Raw genomic sequence first — 26,743 nt, 5'->3', positions numbered from 1 at the left:
TCAGGTCTCTTCCTCGCCGTCCAGCAACTGTTCCTCCAGGGCCTGGCGATAGTCGCCGGGCTCCTGCCAGAGGCCGCGCTGCTGGGCCTCGATCAGGCGCTCGGTAATGTCCCGCAGCGCCTCGGGGTTGTGCTGGCGGATGAATTCGCGGGTCGCGGGGTCGAGCACATAGGCGTCGGCCAGCGACTGGTAATGATGGTCGTCGATCAGGTGGGTGGTGGCATCGAAGGCGAACAGGTTGTCCACCGTCGCCGCCAGCTCGAAGGCGCCCTTATAGCCGTGGCGCTTGACCCCGTCGATCCACTTGGGATTGAGCGCACGGGCACGGATCACCCGGTTCAGCTCTTCCTTCAGGGTGCGGATGCGCGGCCGCTCCGGCTGGCTGTGGTCGCCGTGGTAGCTGGCCACCGCACGCCCGCCGAGGCTTTCCACCGCCGCGAGCATGCCGCCCTGGAACTGGTAGTAGTCGTTGGAATCGAGCAGGTCGTGCTCGTGGTTGTCCTGGTTCTGCAGGACCGCCTGGACCTGGCCCAGGCGCCTGGCGAAATGCCCGCGGGCCTCGGTGCCATCGTCGGTGCCGCCATAGGCATAGCCGCCATGGTTCAGGTAGACCTCGGCCAGGTCCTCGCGACTGTGCCACAGGCGCCCGTCGATGGCGTTCTGCACCCCGGCGCCGTAGGCCCCGGGCTTGGCGCCGAATACCCGCCAGCCGGCCTGGCGCCGTGCCTGCTCGTCATCCAGGCCGCTGGCCAGCAACTCGGCGCGCTCGCTGCGCACCCGCGCCGCCAGCGGGTTGAGGTCGTCCGGCTCGTCCAGCGCCGCCACCGCCTGCACGGCGGCGTCGAACAGCTTGATCAGGTTGCCGAAGGCGTCGCGGAAAAAACCGGAGACGCGCAGGGTCACGTCGACCCGCGGCCGGTCCAGCAGGCTCAGCGGCAGGATCTCGAAGTCGTCGACCCGATGGCTGCCCGCCGCCCATACCGGCCGCACGCCCATCAGGGCCATGGCCTGGGCGATATCGTCGCCGCCGGTGCGCATGGTCGCCGTACCCCACACCGACAGTCCGAGCTGGCGCAGGTGGTCGCCGTGGTCCTGCAGGTGGCGTTCGAGAATCAGGCTGGCCGAGGCAAAACCCAGGCGCCAGGCGGTGGCGGTGGGCAGGTTGCGCACGTCGACGGTATAGAAGTTGCGCCCGGTGGGCAGCACGTCCAGGCGCCCGCGACTCGGCGCACCGCTGGGGCCGGCGGGGACGAAGCGGCCCTCCAGTGCGGCCAGCACGCCCTGCATCTCGGCGGCGCCGCAGTTGTCCAGTTGCGGCGCGACCTGTTCGCGCAGTGCGTCGAGCACGGCACGCACGTCGTGCCAAACCTCGCCCTGCGGCAGGTCCAGGGTGCCGCCAAGCGTCTGCTCGATCAGTTGCGTCGAGAGGACTTCCAGGCGTTCGCGGGTATCGCCGGCAGTCCGCCACGGACTCTCGTCCAGCGCCGCCAGCAACGTCGGCCGCGGGCCCTGCCAGGCTTCGCCCAGCTCGCAGTCCAGCGGATCGAAGCCCAGCGCCAGGGCGCGGGCCAGGGCGCGAGGCAGGCTGGCGTTGGCACCCCGGCCATCGCCCCGGGCAACCCGCAGCAAGGCGGCCAGGGTATCGATGCGCAGGCGCCCGGCCGGCGACTCGCCGAACACATGCAGGCCATCGCGGATCTGCGATTCCTTGAGGTCGCACAGGTAGGTGTCCAGCCGCGGCAGCCAGACATTCGCATCGTCCAGCGCGCCGTCCAGCTGCAGTTCGCGGTCGATATGGTTGTCGCGCACCAGTTGCAGGATTTCCTTCTGCAGCTCCACGGCGCGCCGCGGGTCCAGCAGTTGCGCTTCGTAGTATTCGTCGGCCAGGCGTTCCAGGTTGCGCAGCGGACCGTAGGTCTCGGCACGGGTCAACGGCGGCATCAGGTGGTCGATGATCACCGCCTGGGTGCGGCGCTTGGCCTGGGCGCCCTCGCCCGGGTCGTTGACGATGAACGGGTAGATGTTCGGCAGCGGGCCGATCAGCGCGTCCGGCCAGCACTGCGCGGACAGGCCGACGCCCTTGCCCGGCAGCCATTCCAGGTTGCCATGCTTGCCGACATGGATCAGCGCGTCGGCGGCGAAGCCATGGCGCAGCCAGAAATAGAACGCCAGGTAGCCGTGGGGCGGGACCAGGTCGGGATCGTGGTACACCGCGCTCTGGTCGAGCTGGTAGCCCCGCGCCGGCTGGATGCCGACGAAGGTCAGGCCCAGGCGCAGGCCGGCGACCATCATGCGTCCGCCGCGGAACATCGGATCGTGCTGCGGTTCGCCCCAGCGCTCGCGCACCGCTTGCTGGTTGGCTTCGGGCAACTGGGCGAAGGCCTGCAGATACGCCTCCAGCGCCATGCTCTGCGCGCACGGGCGCAGGTCGAGGCTGTCGAGGTCGTTGCTGACGCCGCCGAGCAGATCGTGGATCAACTGCGTGCCGCTGTCCGGCAGCTCGGCCAGCGGATAGCCCTGCTCGCGCAGGGCGCGGAGAATATTCAGCGCCGCCGCCGGGGTGTCCAGGCCGACGCCATTGCCGATGCGGCCATCACGGGTCGGGTAGTTGGCCAGCACCAGGGCCACGCGTTTCTGCGCGTTGGGCAGGCGCGCCAGCTCGCACCAGCGCCGCGCCAGCTCGGCGACGAAGTCCATGCGCTCGGGCAGGGGCCGGTAACAGACCACGTCGGACTGGCTGCGCTCGCTGCGCCAGGCCAAGTCCTTGAAGCTGATTGGCCGGGTGATGATGCGCCCGTCCAGCTCCGGCAAGGCAATGTGCATGGCCAGGTCGCGGGCGCCCAGGCCCTGCTCGCTGGCCTGCCAGCCGGGCTCGTTGTCCTGGGCGCAGATCGCCTGCAATACCGGAATGTCGCGACGGAACGGGCGCAGGTGGGGCTGCTCGGGGCTGGACTGGGCGAAGCCGGTGGTGTTGATGATCAGCGCGGCGTCGGTTTCATCCAGCCATTGCTCGACCTGGGCCAGGCAGCCCGCCTCCTTGAGGCTGGCCACGGCGATCGGCAGCGGATTGAGGCCGGTGCCTGCGAGACGCTCGCAGAACACATCGATGAAGCCGGTGTTCGCCGCCTGCAGGTGCGAGCGGTAGAACAGCACGGGCACCACGGGCTGGCCGGGTTGCCAGTCGGCACGCCAGTGGGCCAGTCCGGCCTCGGCGTGGCGTGGATGATAGAGGCTGGTACGAGGCAGTTGCCTGGGCTCGTCCCAAGGGTAATCGCGCCCCAGCCAGAGACTGGCGAGGCAATTGAACAGGTTCAGGGCATTGGCCTTGCCGCCCTGGCGCAGGAAATGCCAGAGGCGCTCGGCGGTTGCGCCGGTGATGCTGCCCAGGCTGCTCAGCTCCGGGTCCGGACGATCGTCGCCCGGCACCAGGATCAGTTGCACGCCTCGGGCGGCCAGTTCCACCAGTTGCTCGACACCATAGCGCCAGTAGCCGATGCCGCCGTGCAGCGATACCAGGATCACCTTGGCATGGCGCAGCACTTCATCGACATACAGGTCCACCGACGCATGGTTCTGCACCTGCATGGGGTTGGCCAGGCGCAGGCTGGGGTAGTCCTCCGGCAAGTCCCGGGCGGTTTCCGCCAGCAGCGCCAGGTGCGAATCGCCGCTGCAGAGGATCACCAGTTCGGCGGGGGTCTGGCCGAGATCGGCGATGCTGTCGTCCGGCACGAAACCGCCGGGCTGGGTCCGCAGCAGGTGCATGGATCAGGCGCCCAGGGCCGCGCGCAGACGGGCTTCGAGGGCCGCGGCATCGAGGTCCTGGCCGATCAGCACCAGGCGGGTGATGCGCGGCTCTTCGCTGCGCCAGGCGCGGTCGAAGTGCTTGTCGAAACGGGTGCCCACACCCTGGATCAGCAGGCGCATCGGCTTGCCGGGAATGGCCGCGAAGCCCTTGACCCGCAGGATGCCGGTGTCCGTCACCAGTTGGGTCAGAGCGTCCAGCAGCAGGCTTTCGTCGGCCTCGGGCAGGTCCAGGGAAATGGAGTCGAAGGCGTCGTGGTCGTGATCGTCGTGGTCATCGTCGTCGTCATGGTGCGAATCGTGGTGGGTGCGACGGCCATCGATATGCGCCTCGGACTCGGCACCGATGCCCAGCAGCACGTCCAGCGGCAGCACGCCCTTGCTCGCCTCGATCACCTTGACCGCCGGCGGCAGTTCTTCCTGGACTTCGGCGCGCACCGCGGCCAGGGCCTCGGGTGCGATCAGGTCGGCCTTGTTCAGCACCACCAGGTCGGCACTGGCCAGCTGGTCGGCGAACAGTTCGTGCAGTGGCGATTCGTGGTCCAGGTTCGGGTCCAGCTTGCGCTGTGCGTCCACCTGCTCGGGGAAGGCGGCGAAGGTGCCAGCGGCCACGGCCGGGCTGTCGACTACGGTGATCACCGCGTCGACGGTGCAGGCGTTGCGGATTTCCGGCCACTGGAAGGCTTGCACCAGGGGCTTGGGCAGGGCCAGGCCGCTGGTCTCGATGAGGATCTGGTCGAGGTCGCCACGGCGCGCCACCAGTTCGCGCATCACCGGGAAGAACTCTTCCTGCACGGTGCAGCACAGGCAGCCGTTGGCCAGCTCGTAGACGCGGCCGTTGGCCTCTTCCTCGGTGCAGCCGATGCTGCACTGCTTGAGGATCTCGCCATCGATGCCCAGCTCGCCGAATTCGTTGACGATCACCGCGATGCGGCGGCCATTGGCGTTGTCCAGCATATGGCGCAGCAGCGTGGTCTTGCCCGAGCCGAGGAAGCCGGTAACGATCGTGACGGGGAGTTTGGCCAGTGTTTTCATGTCGGATGCCCTTGGCAGCAGGATTGGCGGGCATGGGGGACGGGAGCCGGATGCCTGGCAGCCGGGCGCGTTCGCCACCGGATCACCCCGCCCGGTTGAAGTGGAAACTGTTCGAGGCAGGTCTCCTGGCTCGTGCTGTGCCCGGGGCAGCATCGACGCCTTCCCGCCGTTCACGGCAGTGGCTGTGGTCGATGATTCAGCACTTACAGTTGCGGGGGCAGCCGCGGAATGGCTGTGATCAGCGCACCGCGTTCCCGTCTTAGCTCCGGCCACGACGCCGGAGAACCTCGAACCGGCAAGGCTACGCAGTGCCCGGAGGCCGGTCAACCGCTGTATTGACGGATGTCAATGCGCGTGATTTCCTAGCGCGATCGTTTGGGTGCCTTTTTTATTACAAGGTGAAACGGGAAACCGGTGCGCGATGACCTTCCAGGTCGAGCCAATCCGGTGCTGCCCCCGCAACGGTAAGCGAGGAAAGCGTCAGATCCACTGTGCCCGCAGTCCGGCATGGGAAGGAGACGCCACGGCTCAATGCCCTCGCAAGCCCGGAGACCGGCCCGACGCAGAATTGACCAAACCCGCGGTGGGCGGGCGACGTTGCACCTCCCGGCCGTCCCGTGCCCGGAGGTTCTTCGCGCTTGCCTGTCGCCAAGACGACACACAAGAGGAAAGCGCCATGCCCGTTACCAGCACCGCCAGCCACGCCAGCAGCACCTCCAGCACCCTCAGCCAGCGCATCGTTGCCGCCGTCAGCGCCTCCGTGCTGGGCCTGTGCCTCGTCTACTTCGCCGGTTTCTCCCATATCGAAGCGGTGCACAACGCCGCCCACGACACCCGTCACAGCGCCGCCTTCCCTTGCCACTGAGGCCTGACCGCATGTTCACTCGCATCGCACGCACCGCGGGCTTCACCGGCCTGCTGGCCGCCCTGCTGCTGACCCTGCTGCAGAGCTTCTGGGTCTCGCCGCTGATCCTCCAGGCGGAAACCTACGAGAACTCGGCCCCGGCCGCCGCCCATGAACACGAGCACGCCGACGGCGCTGCCGCAGGTCATGAGCACAGCGCTGAAGCCTGGTCGCCGGAAGACGGCTGGCAGCGCGTGCTGTCCACCACCGGTGGCAACCTGGTGGTAGCGGTGGGCTTCGCCCTGCTGCTGGCGGCCATGTACACCCTGCGCGCCCCCGGCAGCATCGGCGCCGGCGCACTCTGGGGCCTGGGCGGTTTCGCCGTGTTCTGCCTGGCGCCGAACCTCGGCCTGCCGCCGGAACTGCCGGGCACCGCCGCTGCCGACCTGGCCCAGCGCCAGTTCTGGTGGATCGGTACCGCCGCGGCAACCGCAGCGGGCCTGGCACTGATCGCCTTCGCCGGAAACTGGGTGCTGAAGGCCGCTGGCCTGGCACTGCTGGTGATCCCCCACGTGATCGGCGCGCCGCAACCGGAAGTCCATGAAAGCCTGGCCCCGGAAGCGCTGGAATCGCAGTTTATCGTCGCTTCGCTGTTGACCAACGCCGGTTTCTGGCTGGCCCTGGGCCTGATCAGCGCCTGGCTGTACCGGCGCAAGGCTGCCTGATGCCCACCTCGCCCGGCGTCGGCCTGCTGTACGCCGGGCTGGGGTGTCGTCGCGGTACCCCGGCCAGTGACCTGGCCGGCCTCCTGCGGCAGGTTCTGCAAGACCGCGACCTGCCCTTCTCCGCCCTGGCCGGACTCGCCAGCATCGACCTCAAGCGCGACGAACCCGGCCTGCTGCAACTGGCCGAAGACCTTGCCCTGCCCCTGCACTTCTACAGTGCCGTCCAGCTCGCCCCGTTCACCCCGCGCCTGAGCCATCGCTCCGCCACGGCCTTTCGCCACACCGGCTGCTACGGTGTCGCGGAAAGCTGCGCCCTGGCCCTGGCCGAACAGCTGGGCGGTGCCACGGCACAATTGCGTGTCGAGCGCGTCGTGCTGGGCGACATGACCCTGGCATTGGCCTGGGCCCCCGCTTCTGGCGGATAATCCGCCGCCTTCCCTTCAGAGATTCCAGCATGACCGTCTATTTCATCGGCGCCGGCCCCGGCGATCCGGAGCTGATCACCGTCAAGGGCCAGCGCCTGATCCGCCAGTGCCCGGTGATCATCTACGCCGGCTCCCTGGTGCCTGCTGCCGTGCTCGAAGGGCACACGGCCGAAACCGTGATCAACAGTGCCGAACTGCACCTGGAACAGATCATCGAGGCGATCCGCGCCGCCCATGAAAAAGGCCAGGATGTCGCCCGGGTGCACAGCGGCGACCCGAGCCTGTATGGCGCCATCGGCGAGCAGATCCGCCATCTGCGCGAGCTGGGCATTGCCTACCAGATCATCCCCGGCGTCACCGCCACCGCAGCCAGCGCGGCCCTGCTGGGCTGCGAGCTGACCCTGCCGGACATTGCCCAGAGCGTGATCCTCACCCGGTTCGCCGACACCTCGCCCATGCCCGAGGGTGAGGCGCTGGCCAGCCTGGCCAGCCACAAGACCACCCTGGCGATCCACCTCGGCGTACGCCACCTGGCGCGGATCGTCGAGGAACTGCGCCCGCACTATGGCGACGATTGCCCGATCGCCGTGGTCCACCGCGCCACCTGGCCGGACCAGGACTGGGTGCTGGGCACCCTGGACGATATCGTCGGGCTGGCGCAGGCCAAGGGGTTCCGGCGCACGGCGCTGATCCTGGTGGGCCGGGTGCTGGCCAGCGACAGCTTCAGCGAGTCGGCGCTGTACCGTGCGGGGCACGCCCACCTCTATCGGCCTTGAGGTGTATTGCATTGCCATCACGGTGGTTGCACATTACGGCAACGACCACCCTCGAAAAGGATTGCCCCGATGCTGGAACTGCGCCCCTGCTGCGAATGTTGTGCCACGCCACTGCCCGGCGACAGCCGCGACGCGATGATCTGCTCGTTCGAATGCACCTACTGCCGTAGCTGTACCGAAGACACGCTCAAGGGCAAGTGCCCGAACTGCGGGGGTGAACTGCAGCCGAGACCGGCACGGGTCGGGGAGAAGCTGGCGAAGAATCCGGCGACTACCCAGCGGACGGTGAAGGAGCAGGGCTGTCCGGCACATTGAACCTCATCGCGGGCATTGCCCGCGATGAGCCCGGTACAACTGGCTAGTGGGGCTGCATCTTGTTCTTGATGAACCCCACCACCCAGGTCAGCACCGCACCACCGGCACCGCCGCCAATCACACTGCTGAGGATGGCGGGAAGATCCAGGCTGCCATCGGTGCCCGGCTGGGCCAGGGACTGATCGCCGCTCAGCGCGGCAAGCACCTGCCCCAACACCACGCCACCCACGCCGCCAAGCACCGAGTTGAGCAGCGGGCCCAGGCTCTGCTTGCTCAAGCCCCCTGCCGCATTGCCGCCGACCGCGCCGCTGATGATCTGAATAATCAAGCCAATGAACTCCATCGTAGTTGCCCTCTGTAGCGTCTGAAATGACGACTCGCGTGCGGGCTACTACGGATACGGCACTACCACCGGGCATGGAGACGTCGTGGTCCGACCAACGACGGCAGGCTGTTGCGGATATCCGACAGTATATGTAGGACTTTTCACTTGCGCGAATGACGTGCCACTCAGGGCCGGACGTTCTTCAACTCGTTGAGCAACCCCAGCAGAGACTGCAATTTCTCGTCGCCGAACTGTTCGAGGATGCGCTGGTAGTTGCGCTCCATATCCTCGCTCATGTCGATGAAACACTGCTGGCCCTGCTCGGTGAGGCCGACGAAGACCCGGCGCTGGTCCTGGGTGGATTTCTTGCGACGCACCAGGCCGTCGCGCTCCAGGCGGCTGAGCACGCCGGTCATGCTCGGCTTGAGGATGCAAGCCTGCTCGGCCAGTTGATGGCTTTCCAGCTCGCCCTGCTGGCGCAGGATGCGGATCACCCGCCATTGCTGCTCGGTGAGCCCGTGTTCGTTGAGGGAAGGACGGAAGAACGCCATGGCGGCCTCGCGGGCCTGCAGCAGGGTAAGGGTCAGGGAAGGTCTTGGAATGGGCATGATCAGGCTGTTATCGACGGAGATTCCGCAGCTTAAGAGGCGGACCGGCGGGCCGCAAGTTCCGTCAGGAATACCTCGAAAGTCTCGTCAAGAATATTGAACTGGCCTGTCAGGTAAACATCACGTTTCTGCCTGTCCGCTCAGCCAGTTAAACGATAAACCGAAGGTTGCACGTTAAAAAATATGCACACGAAAAGCGGAATGCGCTTGATATATTTAACGGCTCTGGCAAGCTATGCGACAGGTTTCGACCGGGAATCGACGTTCGCGTGCACCCCGGCAGTGCTCGAAACCTCAGGCAGTACCAGGTCCGGACCGGTACGCCTGCACAACAATGACAGGCTGCGCCTGTCCCAAGGTGACATATGCCCAACAGCAACATTGGCAATAAGAATCAGAAATCCCGCAAACCCGTGGTCCTGATGACCATGGGCACTCAAGAGCGCAAGGGTCACGACTATCAGGTGATGACCCACAAGTACATCGTCCCCCTGGTTGAACACGCCGATTGCGTACCGGTACTGGTACCGACCTGCTGCGGCGTCGAAGACCTCGAGCAATACCTGGACATGGCCGACGGCGTGTACCTCACCGGTGCCGGGAGCAACATCGACCCGGCCCTCTACGGCCAGGAAAACCAGACCCCGGGCAAGGCCCAGGACCGCGACCGCGACCTGTTCGATCTGCCCCTGGTGCAACTGGCGATCGCCCGTGGCCTGCCGATCTTCGGTATCTGCCGCGGCATGCAGGAAATCAACGTGGCGCTGGGTGGCGACATCTACCAGAAGGTCTACGCCGAGCCAGGTTTCAACGACCACCGGGAAAACCCGGACGATCCGGTGGACGTGCAATATGCCCCGTCGCACAGCGTGCGCCTGAAGCCGGGCAGCTGGCTGCAGGAGTTGCTGCAGAGCGACGAGATCCGCGTCAACTCGCTGCACGGCCAGGGCCTGAAAACCCTCGGCGAAGGCGTCGAAGCCCTGGCTCACGCCGAAGACGGCCTGGTCGAGGCCATCCATGCGCCGAGCCTGTCGCCCTTCCTGTTCGCGGTGCAATGGCACCCGGAATGGCAGGCCGCGAAGAACCCGGATTCGGTGCGCATGTTCGAGGCGTTCGGCGAAGCGTGCCGCGCCCAGGCGAGCAAGAAGCAGCAGAGCAAGACTCAAAGCATCGCCTGAGAAAAGCTTCGTAAGCTTATGATTTAAAACAATTAAAGGCTGTATCGTGACTTTCCGCGATACAGTCTTTTTTTCATTCAAAATCCAATAAACAACATCACAAAAAAATCTCAATTCATTGTTTTATATAGATTTTTCTAAATCTAGAATTCACTTTAACTGTGATTTCACTTTCTACGGCAACGCATCCGTCCTTGGCGCCATGTCCACTGGTGCAGCCAGGTTCCCCTCGATCTGCCCCGACAGCGACCAGACCCCAGCCATCACCCCCGTGGCATGGTTTTCCATCAGGTTCTGCCATTCCTCGTTCAGCGCCACGTTGAGGATCACCCGCAGTTGCTCGACCATTTCCGGGCGATCGCTCTCATGCATCATTGCGCCGATTCCCGCCGAGGCCAGGGATATCGCCATGCCTGCGGCCTTCCCCACCGCCGCTGCCACGGCACTGAGTGCGCCGCGAGGGGCCAGGGTCGCTTCCAGACGGTTGCTGGCCTTGCTGGCCACCGATGACAGGCCGTTGTCCGAAGCCGAGGCATTCGCCGCAGCGGCCTTGCGGATGTTCTCGTCCAGGGCCCGCCACGCCGGCAACTGGATGAACGGCTGGGCCACCAACAGTTGCTGCAGGCTGGCATCACGCGCAGCCGGAGGGCCGAGGGCGATGGCGGGAACTCGATTCAGGTGCAGGGCGAACTGATCGGGGGCCGGGCGATAGCGCTGCTGGATGCCCGTCACCTCACGCCCGAGCAACTGCACGTACAACTCGGTGGCACGCTCGCGGATCAGGTCGGGGTTGATCTGTTCGGCCACCGGCTCCAGCACCCGCTCACGGTAGGCCTCCTGCAGGTAGAGGGCCAGGCGATTGTCGGGGTGGTCACGTTCCTGGCTCATCTTGTACCAGGCCACCTTGAGGGTCAGCCATTGCTGAGTCCAGTAGCCGGTAAACCAGGGAATGAAGTCCGCCTCGGTGTGCCTCTGCACTTCCTCGCGCCAGACCTGCATCGAGCGCCGCGCATAATCCCCGGCCGAGCCGGCGGCGCCCCGGGACGCCATGACGATCTCCCGATCCACCTGCTGCCAGGCCGCCGGCGACAGTACCACCGGCGGCGTTTCCGGCACGCGCTGGCGCGAGCCGCAGCCCGCCAGGAGCAGCAGCGCCAGCAATAACGCGACACTCGATGGACGCTCGATCAAGATCACACCCCGCCAGGCACGAGGGACCTTTTTCGAGTATAGGAACGGCGCCGCGCGGCGACCTGGCTTTTCCTGAAATTCAGCCGGCCTGGGTCAACAGCGGCCACTGCGCCAGAGCCTGGTAACGGCCCTTGTACGACTCGTACAGGACGAATTCCCGTGCATTCCAGCGAAACTCGGGCGCCTGCATCGCCTCCGGCACTTCGCTGCGGAAATCGCGCATCAGGGTCAGGTGCGGGCGAAACTCCCGGGGATCGACCATGAAGCCCAGCGGCGCCATCGCCTCCTGCAACCCGTACACCCAGCGCAACAAGGCCGCCGGGGGATGCTCTGCCGTGAGCACCAGGGCCTGGCTGCGCCGCCAGACTTCCAGACGATCGAGCACCAGCGGCGCCAGACACTCCAGCGGCCGCACCCGCGCGGCCGCCTCCAGGATAGACGGCAACTGAGTCACTCCCGCCGTGCCGAGAAACATCAGGGTCAGGTGGAAGTTCTCCGCCGGCACCGGCCGGCCGCTGCGCAGGCGCAGGTCGGCGCGCCATCGCGATAGCGCCTTGCCTTGTGCCGGCGTACAGGGCAAGGCGAAGAACAGGCGCTTGAAGGGTTCGTTCGGGCCGGGCTCGTTACTGTTCATGGACACTTCCCTCTGCGGTCGTTCGCCAGCGTGCATGTCCTTGTGACCTGAAACAAGACGTGACGATCCCTGACGGGTATCCTGCGTCGCGCAATCGTTTGCAGAATGGAGTCCGCATGAACCTTGAATTGCGCATCGCCACCGCGGCGGATGTCGAAACCCTGTTCGACATCCGCACCAGCGTTACCCAGAACCACCTGTCCCGCGAGCAGATGGCCGGGCTGGGCATCACCCCCGAGGCGCTGGCCTCGATTCTCGAACAGGAACCCTGTGCCTGGATCGCCCACCGCAATGGTGAGGCCGCCGGCTTCGCCATGGTCGATGGCGAGATCGGCGAGGTGTTCGCCCTGTTCATCCGGCCGGGGTTCGAAAGCCTGGGGATCGGCCGGGCCCTGATGGCGCGGGCCGAGGACTACCTGTTCCAGCGCCATGCGCTGATCTGGCTGGTCACCGATGGCAACCCGGGAATCCGCGCCAATGGCTTCTACCAGCGTCTGGGCTGGCAGCGGGTCGGTCGGGTGGATGCGCGGGATGTCCGCTACGAAAAGCGCCGCTGACAAGCAGTACCGCGATAGCGCTTGCAGGCCCGTCCCGAACTGAATACCGGAGCCGACAAGGAAACGCGGACCCTGTGGGAGCTGGCTTGCCAGCGATGACGTCGGTGAATTCACCACCGCTATCGCTGGCAAGCCAGCTCCCACAGGGCCCGCGTTTCACTTTAGCGAGATGAGGCCACCAACAATACCCCGCTCACACCGGCGAAATCGTCCCCAATGCCCCGATCACGATCGCCAACGCCAGGAACCCGAACAGAAAAATCGCCATCTTGCCCATCACTGCCTCCGCTTGATCACCGCGGCGATCACCTTCGGGTGATCAGCCGGTCAGACGACCCGGACCAGGAGCGCCCGCTCCGTCCTGGGGCCGTCTGCATGGGGCTCATTGTCCTCAAGCGGCTGTTTGCATAACAGATTCAGAAAGCACGGAAAAATACGGATCAGATTCAGAACCTGAAGTGCCCGACCATTCCGTGCAACTGCTGGCTGAGATGACTCAGTTCGGTACTCGCCGCAGAAATCTCCGCGCTGGCAGTGGCCGATTCCTCGGCGGTCTCGCGCACCCGGGTGACGCTCTGGTTGATTTCCTCGGTCACCGCCGCCTGCTCTTCTGCGGCAGTGGCGATCAGTTCGCTCATCTGCTGGATATTCGAGACCTGGCGGGTGATGTGCTCCAGGGCCATGCCGGTGTCGCGTACGCCACTCACCGAGGCGTTGGTCTGGGCCAGGTTGGTCTGCATCATCCCGGTGCTTTCATTGGCGATCTGCTGCAGCTTGATGATCAGTTGCTCGATCTCGCTGGAGGAGGCCTGGGTGCGCTGCGCCAGGTTGCGCACCTCGTCGGCGACCACGGCGAAGCCGCGCCCCGCCTCACCGGCCCGCGCGGCCTCGATGGCGGCGTTGAGCGCCAGCAGGTTGGTCTGTTCGGCCACCGCCTTGATCACGTCGAGGATCGCGCCGATACGCCCGCATTCCTGCTGCAGGCGACCGAGCGACTCGGCCGAGATACCGACACCGCTGGCCATCGCCTCGATCTGCCGGATCGCCTGCTGCGACAGGGCCAGGACACTGGTCACCTCATGGTCGGCGCCCTTGGCCGCGCTGGCGGCTTGCTCGGAGTTGCGCGCCACTTCCTGCACGGTGGCGGCGATCTCGTTCATTGCCGTGGCGACCATGTCGGTTTCATTGCGTTGGCTGTCGATACCTTCGCGGGTCAAGTTGGTGATCGACGCCAGTTGCGAGGCCGAGGCCGCCAGTTGCTGCGAGCCACTGCCGATCTGCGAGATTACCCCACGCAGGCTGGCGTTCATGGTGTCGAGCGCGCGCAGCAGCACGCCGAGTTCGTCACCGCGAGCCGAGTGGATATCCACGGTGAGGTCGCCATTGGCGATGCGCTGCGCGGTCTTCACCGCCTCGCGCAGCGGGTAGACGATCTGCCGGCTGATCAGCAGGGCGACGATGATGCCGCAGACGATTGCCACCAGGGTTATCGCGCCCAGCAGCACGTGGGTGCTCTTCACCTGCTCGGAGGCACGGGCTTCCTCGGCGTAGTACAGGGCGTTGGCGCCGTCCTGCAGTTGCGAGAGCAACTGGTTGGCGGCCGTCAGCTCCGCCACCGAACGGGCCTTGTCGCGGGCCTGGCCGTAGACCTGCAGATCCGCCTGGAGCTTCTGCGCCGCGCCCAGGTCCTGTGCGGGCCAGCGTCCTTCCCGGGCATCCAGCACCAACCGGTCGAAGCCTTCCTTGAGCTTGGCATGGTGCTCCTGGTGCAGGGCCTGGTGCTGGGCGTCGTTGCTCAAGGCCAGGTTGTAGTTCGCCTCGCGGGTAAAGACGATCTCGTCGAACAGGCCGCTGATGAAACTGATCCGCGCCAGCGAGGCACTGCTGTTCTGCAGCCCGAAGCCTCCCAACAGCGACAACAGCAAGGCAAAGGCCAACAACAGGCCGAAGCCGAGGCCCAGTTTGCGGGTAACGCTGAGGTTCTTCAGCGTGAATGCCTGTGACATACCTTTCTCCAACCTGTGAATTCACCCTCGCCGGTCCGCAGGTGACGGTGACCGGCAAGCCCCTGAACATCCGGGAGTTCTGTCATGAAGCCGAAGCCATTGGGGAGTCGGGCCCGTGCGAAGGACACGGGTCCTGGTGCACAGGAGTGTTCCGGAGGGAGTTCACGCGCTGGGCATCCATGCGGTTCCCCAAGGGCGGGAAACCTCTTTTGCCCGGGCTTCCAGTGCCCGGCATTACCCTACTTATAGTAAGGGAATGGTAACATCCGCAAACGATTGATCTCAATATGACACTATTGTCTGTTCGCGGCTATGCACCCCAGGGAATCCCTGGTCGGCGTGCTACCCTGCGCACCGCGCTGCAGCCCCGGTGGTGTTCGCGTAAACACGGATGAAACGTCAAGGAAAGGACATGGACGAAAGCAGAAAAAGCCTTATCGATCAGGGCAGTATCGAAACCCGCAACCTGGCCGAATGCCTCGCGGTGGACCAGCGTGTGCTGGCCGCGAGCCTGGCCTCCATGGTCGATCCGACCCTCGCCGAGGCGCTGCGCGATGCGGCGCAAGCCAGTCATTCGCTGGGCATCTCGAAAAAAGTTGCAACAATTGGCCTGGCGCTCGGCCAATGGCTGGAAGCGGCCAGCGAGCAGCAGCGCGACCGGCACCAGACCCTGCTGTTCGCCCACCCTTCCGACACCGTGCGCGGCTGGGCCGCCTTCGCCAACGCCTGGGCGGTACGCGATGCCGGCACGGAGCAGGCGCTGGCGAGCCAGTTGCGTTTCGCCATCGACAGCCATTTCGGCGTCCGCGAATGGGCCTGGCTGGCGCTGCGCCCGCAACTGGCGAGCGACCTCGAAGGCAGCCTCGCCCTGCTCTGCCGCCACACCGGCAACGCCGATCCACTGGTGCGGCGTTTCTGCATCGAGATCCTGCGTCCACGCGGCGTCTGGTGCGAACACATCGCCCGCCTGAAGAGCGAGCCGGAAATCGCCGAAGCCTTGCTGGTGCCCTTGCTCGCCGAAGCGGACAAGTACCCGCAGGACTCGGTAGCCAACTGGCTCAACGATGCGAGCAAGACCCGGCCCGACTGGGTACGCCAGTTGTTCGAGCGTTATCCGCCGGCGTGCAAGGCCTCGATGCGGGTGTTCAACCGGGCGACGCGCAGCTTGTCGGCGACGGCCTGATCAGCACCACCGCCGGCGTCGCCTGGTTGCGCACCTGCATGAGGCGCTTAAAAGACCACTCCCACCGGATAGACAAACGCATTCACGTCATAAAACGGCGTGCGCTGATAAAACCAGTTCAGCCGCGCCTTCGGATCGTCCGCGAACGCCTTGTCGTCCTTGAGTTTCCTTTCGAACTCGGCCTTCAGCGCCGCGTCCTGCTCCAGCATCTTGCGCGCCATGGGCTCCATCACGTACTCCTCCGGCTCCTCGGCGGCGATCAGGGTGGTGTTGAAGAAGCCCCAGGACCAGAACGAATCCGGGCTTTCCGGGTGCAGCAGGTTCACCGCCAGCACGCCCAGGGGCTGGTCGGTGTCGATCAGCACGGAACCTGCCGGGAAGGTCTGCAGGCGCTGGAACGGCTTGCCCGTGCCGCTGACCAGCAGGTGCCCTTCATAGCCGGGGATCTGGTTGACGGCGGCGCGGTCCGGTTCGAAGCCGCCGGCCACCTTCACCTCGTCCATGCGATACAGGGTCACCGCCACGGCGGTGGGCTTGTCCAGGGTGCGCATGGCGATGCCATGGGCCTTGAGCCGGGCGATGACCTCGCGCCACTGCGCCGGGACGATGTACTGCTTCGGCCGCTTGACCACCAGGTCCGGCTCGCTGTTGCCGGTGACCGGCACTTCGAGGGTCTTCGGCTGGTTGCTCCAGACGATGGTCTTCGCGCCGGTGATCGGCGAAGTCTCGTAGCGGTAGTCGCCCACGGTGAAGGGCACGGTCTCGGCCTGGCCGGGCTTCCAGGTCAGGATCACCTCCTTCTGCGCGGCCAGGCGCTTGCGATCCTGCTCGATGGCCGCACGCAGCGAACCGGCCTGCTGGCCGATCACCTCGAATATCGCCTTGAGCATCACGTAGTTGCCCAGCACCTGGGTCCGGTACGGGTGCAGCGCATGCTGCTCGATAAGGATCGAGGGCACGTTGCGGATATCACCGTACTGGTTGGAGAAACGCGCCAGGTCGGTGCGGTACGGGTAATAGCCCTGAGTCGGGTCCTGGTTGTCGTTGAAGCTGATGCACTCGTGGACCACATGGCCCTCGTCCTGCAGGGCCTTGTACACCGGGGCGCGCATGGTCCCGTCCATCCATGCGCTGCTGGCCGGCGACCAGCCGTTGCCGTTGTGGCAATAGGAGCTGTCGTAGGGGTACATGGCGCCGTCGGTGGAATGGGTATCGGCGAAGAAGCTCAGCTCGTAGGTGTTGAAGACCCAGGCGACATTGCGGATTTCCGCGCTGTCGAGCTTGGTGAAGTCGCGGTTGAGGTTGTAGTTGAGGCCGTTGACCCGCCAGCCGGTGATGTCGGGGCCGTTCTGGTTGATCCGCCCGTAGGCGCTGCGGCGCACGTCGCCATCGATGTTGACCGTGGGAATGAACAGGATATTGACCCGCTCCAGCAGCGCGGCCAGGGGCTTGTCGCCGCTGGTCATATCGCGCAGGAGCATGAACATGGCGTCCTTGCCGTTGGATTCGCCGGGGTGGATCTCGGCCTCGACGAAGATCGTCGGCTTGCCGGTCTTCTTCAGGCCGGCGGGGGATTTGTCGCCGGACAGGGACACCACGGCGAGCACCATCGGGTGGCCTTCGGCGCTCTTTTCCGGCAACTCGCTGAGGGCCACCCTACCGCCCGACGCCGCGGCCAGCTTGCGCAGCCAGGCACGGGTTTCGTCGTAGGTGCTGGTCTGCTTGAAATCGCTGGCTTCGGCCGCCGTCACCAGCGGGTTGTCGGGCTTGGCGATGTAGCGCGTGCTGCTGATCTTCTGTTCGAACATCGGCGGCAGGATGCGTTGCCTGGCCGCCTCGGGGTAACCGCTGTCATCGATGTAGGCCGGCGCCGAGGGCAGCGCGGCCAGGGCCGACTGGCCTGCGCCGAGCAGCAGCGCGGTAAAAAGCAGGTGCGGATGCTTCATGGGGAGTTCCTTCTCACGCGGGAACTGGCAACCTTAGAACACATTGCCAAAGGTTACGAGGGACGGATCAGCCATGTTGCACAACCTGTACGAGGGCATCGCCGAGACGGCGCTGGAAGAGCGTTTCGATGACCTGTTCAAGCGCCCGGGGCTGCGTATCGAGCGCATAGTCTCTACCGGGCAATGCAGTCCGGAGGGGTTCTGGTATGACCAGGCGGAGGGGGAATTCGTGTTGGTGGTCAGTGGCTCGGCAGGGTTGCGCCTGGAGCATGAGGCCCAGGTGCGGGTACTGGGACCGGGGGATTTCCTGGATATCCCGGCCGGGTGTCGACATCGGGTGGAGTGGACCGAGGCTGGCCAGCCAACCGTGTGGCTGGCCGTGTTCTATCAGATGGAATGAGGATTCTGTGGGAGCGGGTTCACCCGCTCTCATAGAACACCACATAACTTATTGATTCATTGGGGACTTGTGGGAGCGGGTTTACCCGCGATTGCAGTAGTGAATTCACCTACGCCATCGCGGGTGAACCCGCTCCCACAAGGTCCGCGTCGCTCGTCGACCTGTTCTCTGCGCGAAAGCGCAGCCAGAGAGGCTGGGGAGACTCCCACAGGGATGTATCACTCCAGCGCCCGCAACATCCCCCGGTCCACGATGAAGTCGATCAACGTCTGCAGACCATGCCCGGTCTTCAGGTTGGTGAACGCCCAGGGCCGCTCCGGACGCATGCGCCGGGTATCGCTTTCCATCACTTCCAGCGAAGCCCCGACATACGGCGCCAGGTCGATCTTGTTGATCACCAGGAAGTCCGACTTGGTGATCCCCGGCCCGCCCTTGCGCGGGATCTTCTCGCCCTCGGCGACATCGATCACGTACACCGTGAGATCTGCCAGCTCCGGGCTGAAGGTGGCACTGAGGTTGTCGCCACCACTCTCGACGAAGATCACTTCCAGGTTGCCGAACTTGCGCGCCAGCTCTTCCACCGCCGCCAGGTTCATCGAGGCGTCCTCGCGGATCGCGGTGTGCGGGCAACCGCCGGTCTCCACGCCGACGATGCGCTCCGGCGCCAGGGCCCCTGCCTCGGTGAGGATGCGCTGGTCTTCCTTGGTGTAGATGTCGTTGGTCACCACGGCGATTTCATAGTGGTCGCGCATCGCCTTGCACAGCGCTTCGAGCAGCGCGGTCTTGCCGGATCCGACCGGGCCGCCGACGCCGACACGCAGGGGTTGCTTGTAGCTTTGCATAGAGAATTCCTCAGGATCGGAACAATCGGGTGTATTGGGTTTCGTGGCGCGAAGAGGCGATGGCCAGCAACGGCAGGCCGCCGCCCAGTTCGTCATCGGGCAGGGACAAGGCCCGCTCCAGCACCGCCGGCAAGGCTTCGCTGAGGTCGCGCAGCAGGCTTTGCGCCGCCTGCTGGCCGAAGGGCACCAGCTTGACCCCGGCCATCACCGCGCCTTCCAGCCAGCTGAAGCCATGCCCCAGGGCCAGGTCGCGCAAGGGGATGCCCCAGTGCACCGCCAGCCAGGCCATGCCGCCGAGCTGGCTCAGCTCCAGGCTGGAGCGCCACTGCGGCGCCTGGCCCAGTTGCCAGCCATCCAGCAGGCGGGCCAGGGCCGCGCCGCGCTGGCGTTCCTCGGTGCGCAGCTCGGCGGTCTCGCGATTGGCCAGGAGGAAACGGCTCCAGCGGGCGAAGGCCTCGGCATCGTCGCGCTCGCAGGCGTGGTACAGGCGCGCCAGCAGCGGCCAGTCGAGATGGCCGAGGGTGTCGTCGACCTGCTGCAGTTGCCAGGCCCGAAAGCCCTCGGCGCCCTGCACCCAGCCCGCCTCCACCGCCCACTCCAGGCCCTGCGAGTAGGTGAAGCCACCCACCGGCAAACCGGGGCTGGACAGTTGCAGCAGGCGCAGCAGCTTCAGGTCGCTGTTCATCAGCCGGCCATCAGCATCGCCGCACCCGCCAGCAGGCCGCCGCCGAAGGCCTGTTGCAGGCGAGTGTGGCGACGCAGCAGGCAACCGACGCCGAAGCCGGCCACCAGCAGCAGGCCGCTGACGGTGACGAAGCCGGCGCTGAACACCCAGAAGGCACCCGGGCTGGATTCCACGCCATGGGCCCAGCCATGGAACAGGGCGAACACCGGCATCACCAGCGACAGCAGCAATTGGCGGCGCGGCAGGAGCATGGCGACACCGGCCACCAGCAGCGAGCCGAGGATCATCTGTTCCATGCCGATCACGTCGCCGAACAGGTGGCCCAGCACCGCGCCGCTGAACATGGCGAACAGGGTCAGCGCCGGCAGCACCAGGCGGCTGCGGGTCAGCGCCGCGAGAATGCCGGTGCCCAGCAGCATCAGCAGGTGGTCGAGGCCGGTCAGCGGGTGCAACAGGCCGTCCTGCAGCGGGTTGGTGTCATGGCCCGGGTGAGCCAGGGCCGGAACGGCGACCAGCAGCAGGGTCAGGGCGAGCAGTTTCTTCATGGGGTTCTCCTTGATGGAATTCACAACGCTGCCTGGGCCGGCAGGCGTACGAACAGGTGGTCGGAATGCTTGTGGCTGTGGGGCGCGCTCTGGTAGGCGCCGGCCTCCGGCTCGAACGGCGCCTGCTCGACACTGACCTCAAGCCCGAAGCCACGAACCATGTCATCCAGCACATGGTCATGCTGGTAGCGCAGGAACCCCGCCTCCACCTGCAACGGCACATGGCGGTTGCCCAGGTGGTAGGCACAGCGAGCCAGGGCCAGCGGATCGTCGGAACGCACGGTGGAGACCTCTTCGGCAGCGGCGATCACCCGGATCACCTCGCCGCCCGCCTCGTCCGCCAGCAGCTCGCCGCCACGGATCAACTGGCCGCGCTCCAGCATCAGGCCGGCATCGCGACCGTCGTCGAGGGTGATGCGCACCCGGCTCTTGATCCGGGTGTCCAGGCTCAGGGTAGCGCTGGCGGTGGCGACGCCCTCTTTCACCCTGCGGGTCAACAGAATCATCAGGTTCTCCTTGCTCAAAACAGAAAATAACGCTGGGCCATCGGCAGCACCGTGGCCGGTTCGCACACCAGCAGCTCGCCGTCGGCGCGCACCTGGTAGGTCTGCGAATCCACCTCGATATTGGGCATCAGGCCGTTATGCACCATGTCGCCCTTGCGCACCGTGCGGCAGCCATGGGCCAGGCCGATCAGGCTGCGCAGGCCAAGCTGCTGGTGCACGCCGCGGTCCATGGCCTCGCGGGACAGGAAGGTCATCCGCGTGGCATGCCGCGCAGCGCCCAGGGCGCCGAACATCGGTCGGTAATGCACCGGCTGCGGCGTCGGGATCGAGCCGTTGATATCGCCCATGGGCGCGGTGGCGATCATCCCGCCCTTTACCACCAGGGCCGGCTTGACCCCGAAGAAGGCCGGCGACCAGAGCACCAGGTCGGCCAGCTTGCCGGCCTCCAGCGAACCCACTTCATGAGCGATGCCATGGGTCAGCGCCGGGTTGATGGTGTACTTGGCGATGAAGCGCTTGACCCGGGTGTTGTCGCTGTACGACGAATCCCCGGCCAGCGGCCCGCGACGCAGCTTCATCTGGTGCGCCACCTGCCAGGTACGCAACACCACCTCGCCGACCCGGCCCATGGCCTGGGAGTCTGACGAGGTCATGGAGAAGGCGCCGAGGTCGTGGAGGATGTCCTCGGCGGCGATGGTCTCGCGGCGGATGCGCGACTCGGCGAAGGCCACGTCCTCGGCGATGCTGGTATCCAGGTGATGGCAGACCATCAGCATGTCGAGGTGCTCGTCCACGGTATTCACCGTGTACGGCAGGGTCGGGTTGGTCGACGACGGCAGCACGTTGGTGAAGCTGGCCGCGCGGATGATGTCCGGCGCATGCCCGCCCCCCGCGCCTTCGGTATGGAAGGTGTGGATGGTGCGGTCGCCGATGGCCGCCAGGGTGTCCTCGATGCAGCCGGATTCGTTGAGGGTGTCGGTGTGGATCGCCACCTGCACGTCCATTTCCTCGGCCACTCCCAGGCAGCAGTCGATGGCCGCCGGGGTCGAGCCCCAGTCCTCGTGCAGCTTGAGCCCCACTGCACCGGCGGCGATCTGCTCGCGCAGGGCCTCGGGCCGGGAAGCGTTGCCCTTGCCCAGCAGGCCGATGTTGATCGGCAGTTCGTCCGCCGCCTGGAGCATGCGCGCCAGGTACCAGGGCCCGGACGTGCAGGTGGTGGCGTTGGTGCCGGTAGCCGGCCCGGTGCCGCCACCAATGAAAGTGGTGATGCCCGAGGTCAGCGCTTCTTCCACCTGTTGCGGGCAGATGAAATGGATATGCGAGTCGATGCCACCGGCGGTGACGATCTTGCCTTCGGCAGCGATCACCTCGGTGCCCGGGCCTACCGCCAGGGTCACGCCGGGCTGCACATCGGGGTTGCCGGCCTTGCCGATGCCGAAGATACGCCCGTCCTTCACGCCGATATCGGCCTTGACGATGCCCCAGTGGTCGATGATCAGGGCGTTGGTCAGCACCAGGTCCATGGCCTCGGCGGCGAGCATCTGGCCCTGGCCCATGCCGTCGCGGATCACCTTGCCGCCACCGAACTTGACCTCTTCGCCATAGATCGTGAAGTCCTTCTCCACCTCGACCCACAGCTCGGTGTCGGCCAGGCGCACGCGGTCGCCGACGGTGGGGCCGAACATGTCGGCGTAGGCCCTGCGGGAAATGCGGCTCATGCGTCGGCCTCCAGCTTGCCCATGACCTTGCCCTGGAAGCCGTAGACCTCGCGCTTGCCCACGTAGGGCACCAGGGTCACGCTGCGTGCCTGGCCCGGTTCGAAGCGCACTGCGGTGCCAGCCGGGATGTCCAGGCGATAGCCACGGGTGGCCTCGCGCTCGAACACCAGGGTGTCGTTGACTTCGAAGAAGTGATAGTGCGAGCCGACCTGCACGGGCCGGTCGCCATGGTTGGCCACGCTGACGCTGATGGTCGCGCGACCGGCATTGAGTTCGATATCGCCGCTGGCGGCGACCTGGATTTCTCCGGGAATCATCCTGCTCTTCTCCTTATCCCGAATCAGACGATCGGATCGTGGACGGTGACCAGCTTGGTCCCGTCGGGAAAGGTCGCTTCGACCTGGACGTCGTGGATCATCTCCGCCACGCCTTCCATCACCTGCTCGCGGCTCAGCACCTCGCGGCCCAGGTTCATCAGCTCGGCGACGGTGCGGCCATCGCGGGCACCCTCCATCACCGTCGCGCTGATCAACGCCACCGCTTCCGGGTAGTTGAGCTTGAGGCCACGGCCCAGGCGGCGCTCGGCAAGCAGCGCGGCGGTGAACAGCAGCAGTTTGTCTTTCTCTCTCGGGGTCAGCTCCATGGTCGCTCTCTCAGGTGGCCCAGATCCGTGGCGGGCATGGCGCCAGGCCGACGATGGCCGGACGCAGCGCCTGCCACAGGCGCAGCAAGGTGGATTGAAGGCGTTGGTTGTCGTGGTCCAGCAGGCGCACCACCAGCAGTTGGCCGAGCAGGGTCGCGCCGGCGGGGACGGCAAGATGCTCGATAAGGGTGCGCGCCTGTTCCAGCAGCTCGGGGCTGGCGGGTGCGGCACAGAAGGTGGCTTGCAAGGGATAGCCGGCGAGCTTGTGCAGGCTGTCGCCGTCGATGCGCAGGCGTTCGTGCAGGCCCGGATCGTCCGGCAGGTCGATCAGCAGGCGGCTGTCCAGCGCACCGTGGCTGAAGCGCTCGTTCATGACCGGCCGGCCCAGGCAGAGGATCTCCCAGGCCAGCAGGCGCGCGCCGGGGGCCAGACTGAAGCGGTTTTCCAGGCGGGCACGGGCACCAGGGAAACAGATGTTGCCGTGGGGCAGCCATTCCAGGGTGGCGCCTTCGGCCAGGTGGAAATGCTGCTTGAGCACCGAAACGGGGCCGGCACTGCGGTAGAACTTGGTGGCGCCGGGCATGGTCAGCAGCGCGTGGCTGCCAGGTTCCAGGTGCACGTCGAGGGTCAGCCGGTCACCGCCGACCACGCCGCCCGGGGGGTGCAGCACATAGACATGGCAAGGCGCGCCTTCCGGGTAGAAGGGCCGCTGCACCAAAAGAGGTCCGAAATGACGCCGCGCACCAATACAGGTCCTTCCATCGCGCTGCACGAAGCGCAGCATCAGCTCGGCGCTCCAGCCCGGTGCGTCGTGCACGGGTGGGAGCTGTTCGGGTAGGGACATTCCAGCGCTTCCGGTCAAACGCCGCGTTTATCGGGGTAATCCCGGTCTGGCGCGGCGGTAGGGAAATGTCCGCGGGGCCTTGGTGCAGCGGGCCTGTCGCGGACCTGATCGATCGATCAGTAATCGTTGGAATGTGTAAAAGCACATTACGGGCCAGAGTGGGGCTTGTAGGGCGATTCTGGCTTTGCTTGCACTGATATGTGTCGTCCGGAGCTAACAACACGGACTCCGTGGGAGCGGGTTCACCCGCGATTGCGATAGTGAATTCACTGACGCCATCGCGGGTAAACCCGCTCCCACAAGGTCCGCGTCGCTCGTGGACCTGTTCTCTGCTCGACAACGCAGCCAGAAAGGCTGAGCAGAATCCCACAGGGTACGCATCACGATGTGCAGGCCACCCAGGCTCAACGCTGGAACTTCGCCTGCGCCACCAGCCCTTTCACATAGTCGCTACGCGGCCGGTCCAGCACCTCGGCACTACCGCCCTCCTCGACGATCCTGCCTTCCTTGACCACCAGCACCCTATCGGCAATCGCCCGCACCACCCCCAGGTCATGGGTCACGAACACCAGCGTCATGCCCTCCTCCTGCAATTCCCGCAGCAGGCCCAGGATCGCCGCCTGCACCGATACATCCAGCGCCGAGGTCACTTCGTCGCAGATCAGCACCTCGGGCTCGCACACCAGCGCCCGGGCGATCGCCACCCGCTGGCGCTCGCCGCCGGACAGCTGGTGCGGATACTTGCCCGCCGTCTCCACCGGTAACGCCACCCGCGTCAGCGCCGCGTCGATCCTCGCTCGGCATTCGGCCCCCTTGAGCCCGAAGAAGTGCTCCAGCGGCGCCTGCAGGCACTGGAACACCGACTGTCGAGGATTCAACGCGCGGTAAGGGTTCTGGAAGATGTACTGGATCCGGTGCCGGGTCGCGGCGTCACGCTTGCGCGCCAGCAGGCTCAGCGGCTGGCCGTCGAAACGCAACTGGCCGATCCCGCCATCGCCCAGCCCGGCCAGGGTGCGCGCCAGGCTGGTCTTGCCCGAGCCGGACTCGCCCACCACCGCCAGGCACTCGCCGCGATGCACCTCAAGCGACAGGTCGAAGAGCACCTGCCGGTCGTAGCTCAGGTTCAGCTCGCGCAGTTCCAGCAGCGGCTCCCGCGACGCCGGCAGTACGCGCACTGGCAGCGCTTCTTCCGCGGGCAACGCGCTCAGTTGCGGATGCCGGCAGGCCACCTCCTGCGTGCCGTCCAGTACCTGCAACTGCGGTTCGTCCACGGCGCACGCCGCACTGCGGCGCGAGCAACGCGGGGCGAAGGCGCAGCCGGCGGGCCGCTGTCCCGGTGCCGGCGCATGCCCGGCAATGGCGCGCAACACACGCTGGCGGCCCACCTCCGGAATCGCCGCCAGCAGGCCCAGGGTGTAGGGATGCCCCGGCCGCTGGAACAGCCGCTCGCGGCTGGCCACTTCGACGATGCGCCCGGCATACATGACCATCACCCGGTCCACCAGGTCCTTGATCACCCCCAGGTCATGGGACACGTACACCGCCGCCACGCCCTGCTCCTTGCACAGCCGGCGCACGGTTTGCAGGATGTGCGCGCGGGTGCCGACATCCAAGGCGGTGGTCGGCTCGTCGAGGACGATCAGCTTCGGCCGCAGGACAAAGGCCAGGGCCAGCATCACCCGCTGCTGCTGTCCGCCGGACAGCTGGTGGGCGAAACGCCGCAGGAACTCGTGGTCCCCGGGCAGTCCGACATCCACCAGGGTCTGCTGCAGGCGCAACTCCCGCGCCTGGCGATCCAGCCCCGGCTCATGGGCCTGCAAGGTTTCCAGCAACAACTTGCCAATGCGGATCGCTGGGTTCAGCGCCAGCGCCGGATCCTGGGCGACATAGCCGATCAGACCGCCGCGGGCACGCCGCAGGGCCTCGCCGTCCAGGGCCAGCAGGTCGCTGCCCGCCACCCGCACCTGCCCGCCGCTGATCCGCGCACCGCGACGCGCATGGGCGAGCAAGGCGGTGGCCAGGGTGGTCTTGCCCGAACCGGACTCACCCACCAGGCCGAGGATTTCCCCCGGCGCCAGGCTGAAGTCGATGTGCTCGATGACATCGGCACCACTGTCCAGCTCGACCCGCAGTCGCTCGACCTGCAAGGCCACCCCGGCCACTGCCGGCGTGGAAACGACGAATGCATTCATGTGCGTGCTCCCGCGCTGTACCGGGCGATGCCCTCGGCCAGCAGGTTGGTGCCATAGGCGAACACCGCGATCAGCAGCGCCGGAGCCAGCACGGCCCAGGGCTGGATCAGCAGGCCGGCCTGGTTTTCATTGATCATCAGGCCCCAGTCCGCTGCCGGTGGCGCCACGCCGTAGCCGAGGAAGCTCAGGCCGGAGAGCATGCCGATGCCCCAGGTGAGCATGTTGCCGAAATGCACCAGCAGCGGCGTCAGCACATTGGGCAGGATTTCCCGCAGCAGGATGCGCGTGCGGGAAAAGCCCATCATCTGCGCTGCCTCGACGAACTCCTGGCTGGCCACCGACACCGCGCTGCCCCGGGCCAGGCGGATCACCCCCGGGGTGAAGGCGATGGCCACGGTGAGCACGATCAGCCATGGCTGGCGGCCAAGCATGGACACGATCAGCAGCACCAGGATCAGGTCGGGAAACGCCAGCCAGACATCCGCCAGCCAGGTGATCGCCTGGTCCAGGCGCTGCCGCGACAGCCCGGCGAGCATGCCCAGCACGCTGCCCACCAGCAGCGCCAGGCCGGCAGCGGCCACCGACATCCACAGGATCGACAGCCCGCCCGCCAGCAGCCGCGAAAACACGTCGTGGCCAAGGAAGTCATGCCCCAGCGGCGCTGTGGACGTCGCAGCGCCATACACCCCGCCGAGCATGTCGGTCGGCGCATGGGGCGCCAGCCACGGCCCGAGCAGGGCCAGCAGGACCACCGCCAGGGTCACCAGGGCCCCCCGGCGAATCGAGGGTTCATTCCAGAATCGTGCAGTGAACATGAAT

Annotated in this window: 26 protein-coding genes, 2 pseudogenes and 2 riboswitches; of the genes and pseudogenes, 9 read left to right on the top strand and 19 right to left on the bottom strand. The window is 66.2% G+C overall.

The window, feature by feature from the left end:
• Nucleotides 1–3,762 (bottom strand): cobaltochelatase subunit CobN, encoded by a 3,762-nt coding sequence (gene cobN / locus V0R59_RS20555; RefSeq protein ID WP_330076756.1) that lies wholly within the window; start codon nt 3,760–3,762, stop codon nt 1–3.
• A 3-nt stretch (nt 3,763–3,765) separates the two neighbouring features.
• On the bottom strand, nt 3,766–4,836 hold the full coding sequence (gene cobW, locus V0R59_RS20550; protein WP_330076757.1) for a cobalamin biosynthesis protein CobW: 1,071 nt from the start codon (nt 4,834–4,836) through the stop codon (nt 3,766–3,768).
• 98 nt (nt 4,837–4,934) lie between these two features.
• Nucleotides 4,935–5,141, bottom strand: a riboswitch (cobalamin riboswitch).
• 55 nt (nt 5,142–5,196) lie between these two features.
• A riboswitch (cobalamin riboswitch) is annotated at nt 5,197–5,411 on the top strand.
• 101 nt (nt 5,412–5,512) lie between these two features.
• On the opposite strand from cobW, the gene V0R59_RS20545 reads away from it, so the two are divergent.
• The 5 genes from V0R59_RS20545 (at nt 5,513) to V0R59_RS20525 (ending at nt 7,921) form a co-directional block, all read left to right on the top strand.
• Nucleotides 5,513–5,701 carry a CbtB domain-containing protein gene (locus V0R59_RS20545; protein ID WP_330076758.1) on the top strand — a complete coding sequence of 63 codons (189 nt, stop codon included), beginning with the start codon at nt 5,513–5,515 and terminating at the stop codon, nt 5,699–5,701.
• 11 nt (nt 5,702–5,712) lie between these two features.
• Nucleotides 5,713–6,405, top strand: a complete 693-nt coding sequence (locus V0R59_RS20540; protein WP_330076759.1) for a CbtA family protein — start codon at nt 5,713–5,715, stop codon at nt 6,403–6,405.
• The gene (locus tag V0R59_RS20535; RefSeq protein ID WP_330076760.1) at nt 6,405–6,830 is read left to right on the top strand and encodes a cobalamin biosynthesis protein; all 426 of its coding nucleotides are present in this window, start codon (nt 6,405–6,407) and stop codon (nt 6,828–6,830) included. Before V0R59_RS20540 ends, V0R59_RS20535 begins: the two co-directional genes overlap by 1 nt.
• A gap of 29 nt (nt 6,831–6,859) precedes the next feature.
• On the top strand, nt 6,860–7,606 hold the full coding sequence (gene cobM, locus V0R59_RS20530) for a precorrin-4 C(11)-methyltransferase (protein WP_330076761.1): 747 nt from the start codon (nt 6,860–6,862) through the stop codon (nt 7,604–7,606).
• A gap of 69 nt (nt 7,607–7,675) precedes the next feature.
• Nucleotides 7,676–7,921: a DUF1272 domain-containing protein gene (locus V0R59_RS20525; protein WP_330076762.1), complete on the top strand. Its 246-nt coding sequence runs from the start codon at nt 7,676–7,678 to the stop codon at nt 7,919–7,921.
• Between the two features lie 43 nt (nt 7,922–7,964).
• Here the strand turns inward: V0R59_RS20525 and V0R59_RS20520 are convergent, their stop codons facing one another.
• Nucleotides 7,965–8,264 (bottom strand): hypothetical protein, encoded by a 300-nt coding sequence (locus tag V0R59_RS20520; RefSeq protein WP_330076763.1) that lies wholly within the window; start codon nt 8,262–8,264, stop codon nt 7,965–7,967.
• Between the two features lie 167 nt (nt 8,265–8,431).
• On the bottom strand, nt 8,432–8,854 hold the full coding sequence (gene hpaR, locus V0R59_RS20515) for a homoprotocatechuate degradation operon regulator HpaR (protein ID WP_330076764.1): 423 nt from the start codon (nt 8,852–8,854) through the stop codon (nt 8,432–8,434).
• A gap of 365 nt (nt 8,855–9,219) precedes the next feature.
• Between hpaR and V0R59_RS20510 the strand changes: the two genes are divergently transcribed.
• Nucleotides 9,220–10,032, top strand: coding sequence for a gamma-glutamyl-gamma-aminobutyrate hydrolase family protein (locus V0R59_RS20510; RefSeq protein WP_330076765.1), 813 nt, complete (start codon nt 9,220–9,222; stop codon nt 10,030–10,032).
• A 174-nt stretch (nt 10,033–10,206) separates the two neighbouring features.
• Here the strand turns inward: V0R59_RS20510 and V0R59_RS20505 are convergent, their stop codons facing one another.
• Nucleotides 10,207–11,223: a hypothetical protein gene (locus tag V0R59_RS20505; protein ID WP_330076766.1), complete on the bottom strand. Its 1,017-nt coding sequence runs from the start codon at nt 11,221–11,223 to the stop codon at nt 10,207–10,209.
• A gap of 79 nt (nt 11,224–11,302) precedes the next feature.
• On the bottom strand, nt 11,303–11,857 hold the full coding sequence (gene thpR, locus V0R59_RS20500) for an RNA 2',3'-cyclic phosphodiesterase (protein WP_330076767.1): 555 nt from the start codon (nt 11,855–11,857) through the stop codon (nt 11,303–11,305).
• A gap of 116 nt (nt 11,858–11,973) precedes the next feature.
• Here thpR and V0R59_RS20495 point away from each other — a divergent pair, with 116 nt between their 5' ends.
• On the top strand, nt 11,974–12,414 hold the full coding sequence (locus V0R59_RS20495; protein ID WP_330076768.1) for a GNAT family N-acetyltransferase: 441 nt from the start codon (nt 11,974–11,976) through the stop codon (nt 12,412–12,414).
• Nucleotides 12,415–12,860: 446 nt separating this feature from the next.
• Here the strand turns inward: V0R59_RS20495 and V0R59_RS32025 are convergent.
• Together V0R59_RS32025 and V0R59_RS32020 are read right to left on the bottom strand one after the other, a co-directional pair.
• Nucleotides 12,861–13,355: pseudogene (locus V0R59_RS32025) on the bottom strand (methyl-accepting chemotaxis protein); the annotation flags it as partial.
• A gap of 378 nt (nt 13,356–13,733) precedes the next feature.
• Nucleotides 13,734–14,420: pseudogene (locus V0R59_RS32020) on the bottom strand (HAMP domain-containing protein); the annotation flags it as partial.
• 412 nt (nt 14,421–14,832) lie between these two features.
• Here V0R59_RS32020 and V0R59_RS20485 point away from each other — a divergent pair.
• Nucleotides 14,833–15,603: a hypothetical protein gene (locus V0R59_RS20485; protein ID WP_330076770.1), complete on the top strand. Its 771-nt coding sequence runs from the start codon at nt 14,833–14,835 to the stop codon at nt 15,601–15,603.
• A 47-nt stretch (nt 15,604–15,650) separates the two neighbouring features.
• Here V0R59_RS20485 and V0R59_RS20480 read toward each other — a convergent pair whose 3' ends face one another.
• A complete protein-coding gene (locus tag V0R59_RS20480) occupies nt 15,651–17,549 on the bottom strand; it encodes a M14 family metallopeptidase (protein ID WP_330076771.1) in 1,899 nt (632 codons plus the stop codon).
• Between the two features lie 73 nt (nt 17,550–17,622).
• Between V0R59_RS20480 and V0R59_RS20475 the strand changes: the two genes are divergently transcribed.
• Nucleotides 17,623–17,949 (top strand): cupin domain-containing protein, encoded by a 327-nt coding sequence (locus V0R59_RS20475; RefSeq protein ID WP_330076772.1) that lies wholly within the window; start codon nt 17,623–17,625, stop codon nt 17,947–17,949.
• Nucleotides 17,950–18,167: 218 nt separating this feature from the next.
• Here the strand turns inward: V0R59_RS20475 and ureG are convergent, their stop codons facing one another.
• From ureG to V0R59_RS20425, 10 genes are all read right to left on the bottom strand, one after another.
• A complete protein-coding gene (gene ureG, locus V0R59_RS20470; protein WP_330076773.1) occupies nt 18,168–18,791 on the bottom strand; it encodes an urease accessory protein UreG in 624 nt (207 codons plus the stop codon).
• Between the two features lie 10 nt (nt 18,792–18,801).
• Entirely contained in the window at nt 18,802–19,476 is a 675-nt protein-coding gene (locus V0R59_RS20465; protein WP_330076774.1) for an urease accessory protein UreF, read from the bottom strand.
• Nucleotides 19,476–20,021, bottom strand: a complete 546-nt coding sequence (locus V0R59_RS20460; RefSeq protein WP_330076775.1) for a HupE/UreJ family protein — start codon at nt 20,019–20,021, stop codon at nt 19,476–19,478. The genes V0R59_RS20465 and V0R59_RS20460 overlap by 1 nt, the downstream gene beginning before the upstream one ends.
• A 20-nt stretch (nt 20,022–20,041) precedes the next feature.
• Nucleotides 20,042–20,527 carry an urease accessory protein UreE gene (ureE, locus tag V0R59_RS20455; RefSeq protein ID WP_330076776.1) on the bottom strand — a complete coding sequence of 162 codons (486 nt, stop codon included), beginning with the start codon at nt 20,525–20,527 and terminating at the stop codon, nt 20,042–20,044.
• 14 nt (nt 20,528–20,541) lie between these two features.
• Complete coding sequence (gene ureC, locus V0R59_RS20450; RefSeq protein WP_330076777.1) at nt 20,542–22,245, bottom strand: urease subunit alpha; 1,704 nt, start codon at nt 22,243–22,245, stop codon at nt 20,542–20,544.
• The gene (locus V0R59_RS20445; RefSeq protein ID WP_330076778.1) at nt 22,242–22,562 is read right to left on the bottom strand and encodes an urease subunit beta; all 321 of its coding nucleotides are present in this window, start codon (nt 22,560–22,562) and stop codon (nt 22,242–22,244) included. Before V0R59_RS20445 ends, ureC begins: the two co-directional genes overlap by 4 nt.
• A gap of 23 nt (nt 22,563–22,585) precedes the next feature.
• Complete coding sequence (locus tag V0R59_RS20440; protein WP_330076779.1) at nt 22,586–22,888, bottom strand: urease subunit gamma; 303 nt, start codon at nt 22,886–22,888, stop codon at nt 22,586–22,588.
• A gap of 10 nt (nt 22,889–22,898) precedes the next feature.
• Nucleotides 22,899–23,732 (bottom strand): urease accessory protein UreD, encoded by an 834-nt coding sequence (locus V0R59_RS20435; RefSeq protein ID WP_330076780.1) that lies wholly within the window; start codon nt 23,730–23,732, stop codon nt 22,899–22,901.
• 404 nt (nt 23,733–24,136) lie between these two features.
• The gene (locus V0R59_RS20430) at nt 24,137–25,924 is read right to left on the bottom strand and encodes an ABC transporter ATP-binding protein (RefSeq protein ID WP_330076781.1); all 1,788 of its coding nucleotides are present in this window, start codon (nt 25,922–25,924) and stop codon (nt 24,137–24,139) included.
• Nucleotides 25,921–26,739, bottom strand: a complete 819-nt coding sequence (locus tag V0R59_RS20425) for an ABC transporter permease (RefSeq protein ID WP_330076782.1) — start codon at nt 26,737–26,739, stop codon at nt 25,921–25,923. Before V0R59_RS20425 ends, V0R59_RS20430 begins: the two co-directional genes overlap by 4 nt.
• Between the last annotated feature and the right edge of the window lie 4 nt (nt 26,740–26,743).

Origin of the sequence: Pseudomonas ulcerans, from assembly GCF_036324125.1 — a bacterium.
GTDB classification, from domain to species: Bacteria; Pseudomonadota; Gammaproteobacteria; order Pseudomonadales; family Pseudomonadaceae; genus Aquipseudomonas; species Aquipseudomonas ulcerans.
This window is presented reverse-complemented; position numbering and strand designations above follow the sequence as displayed.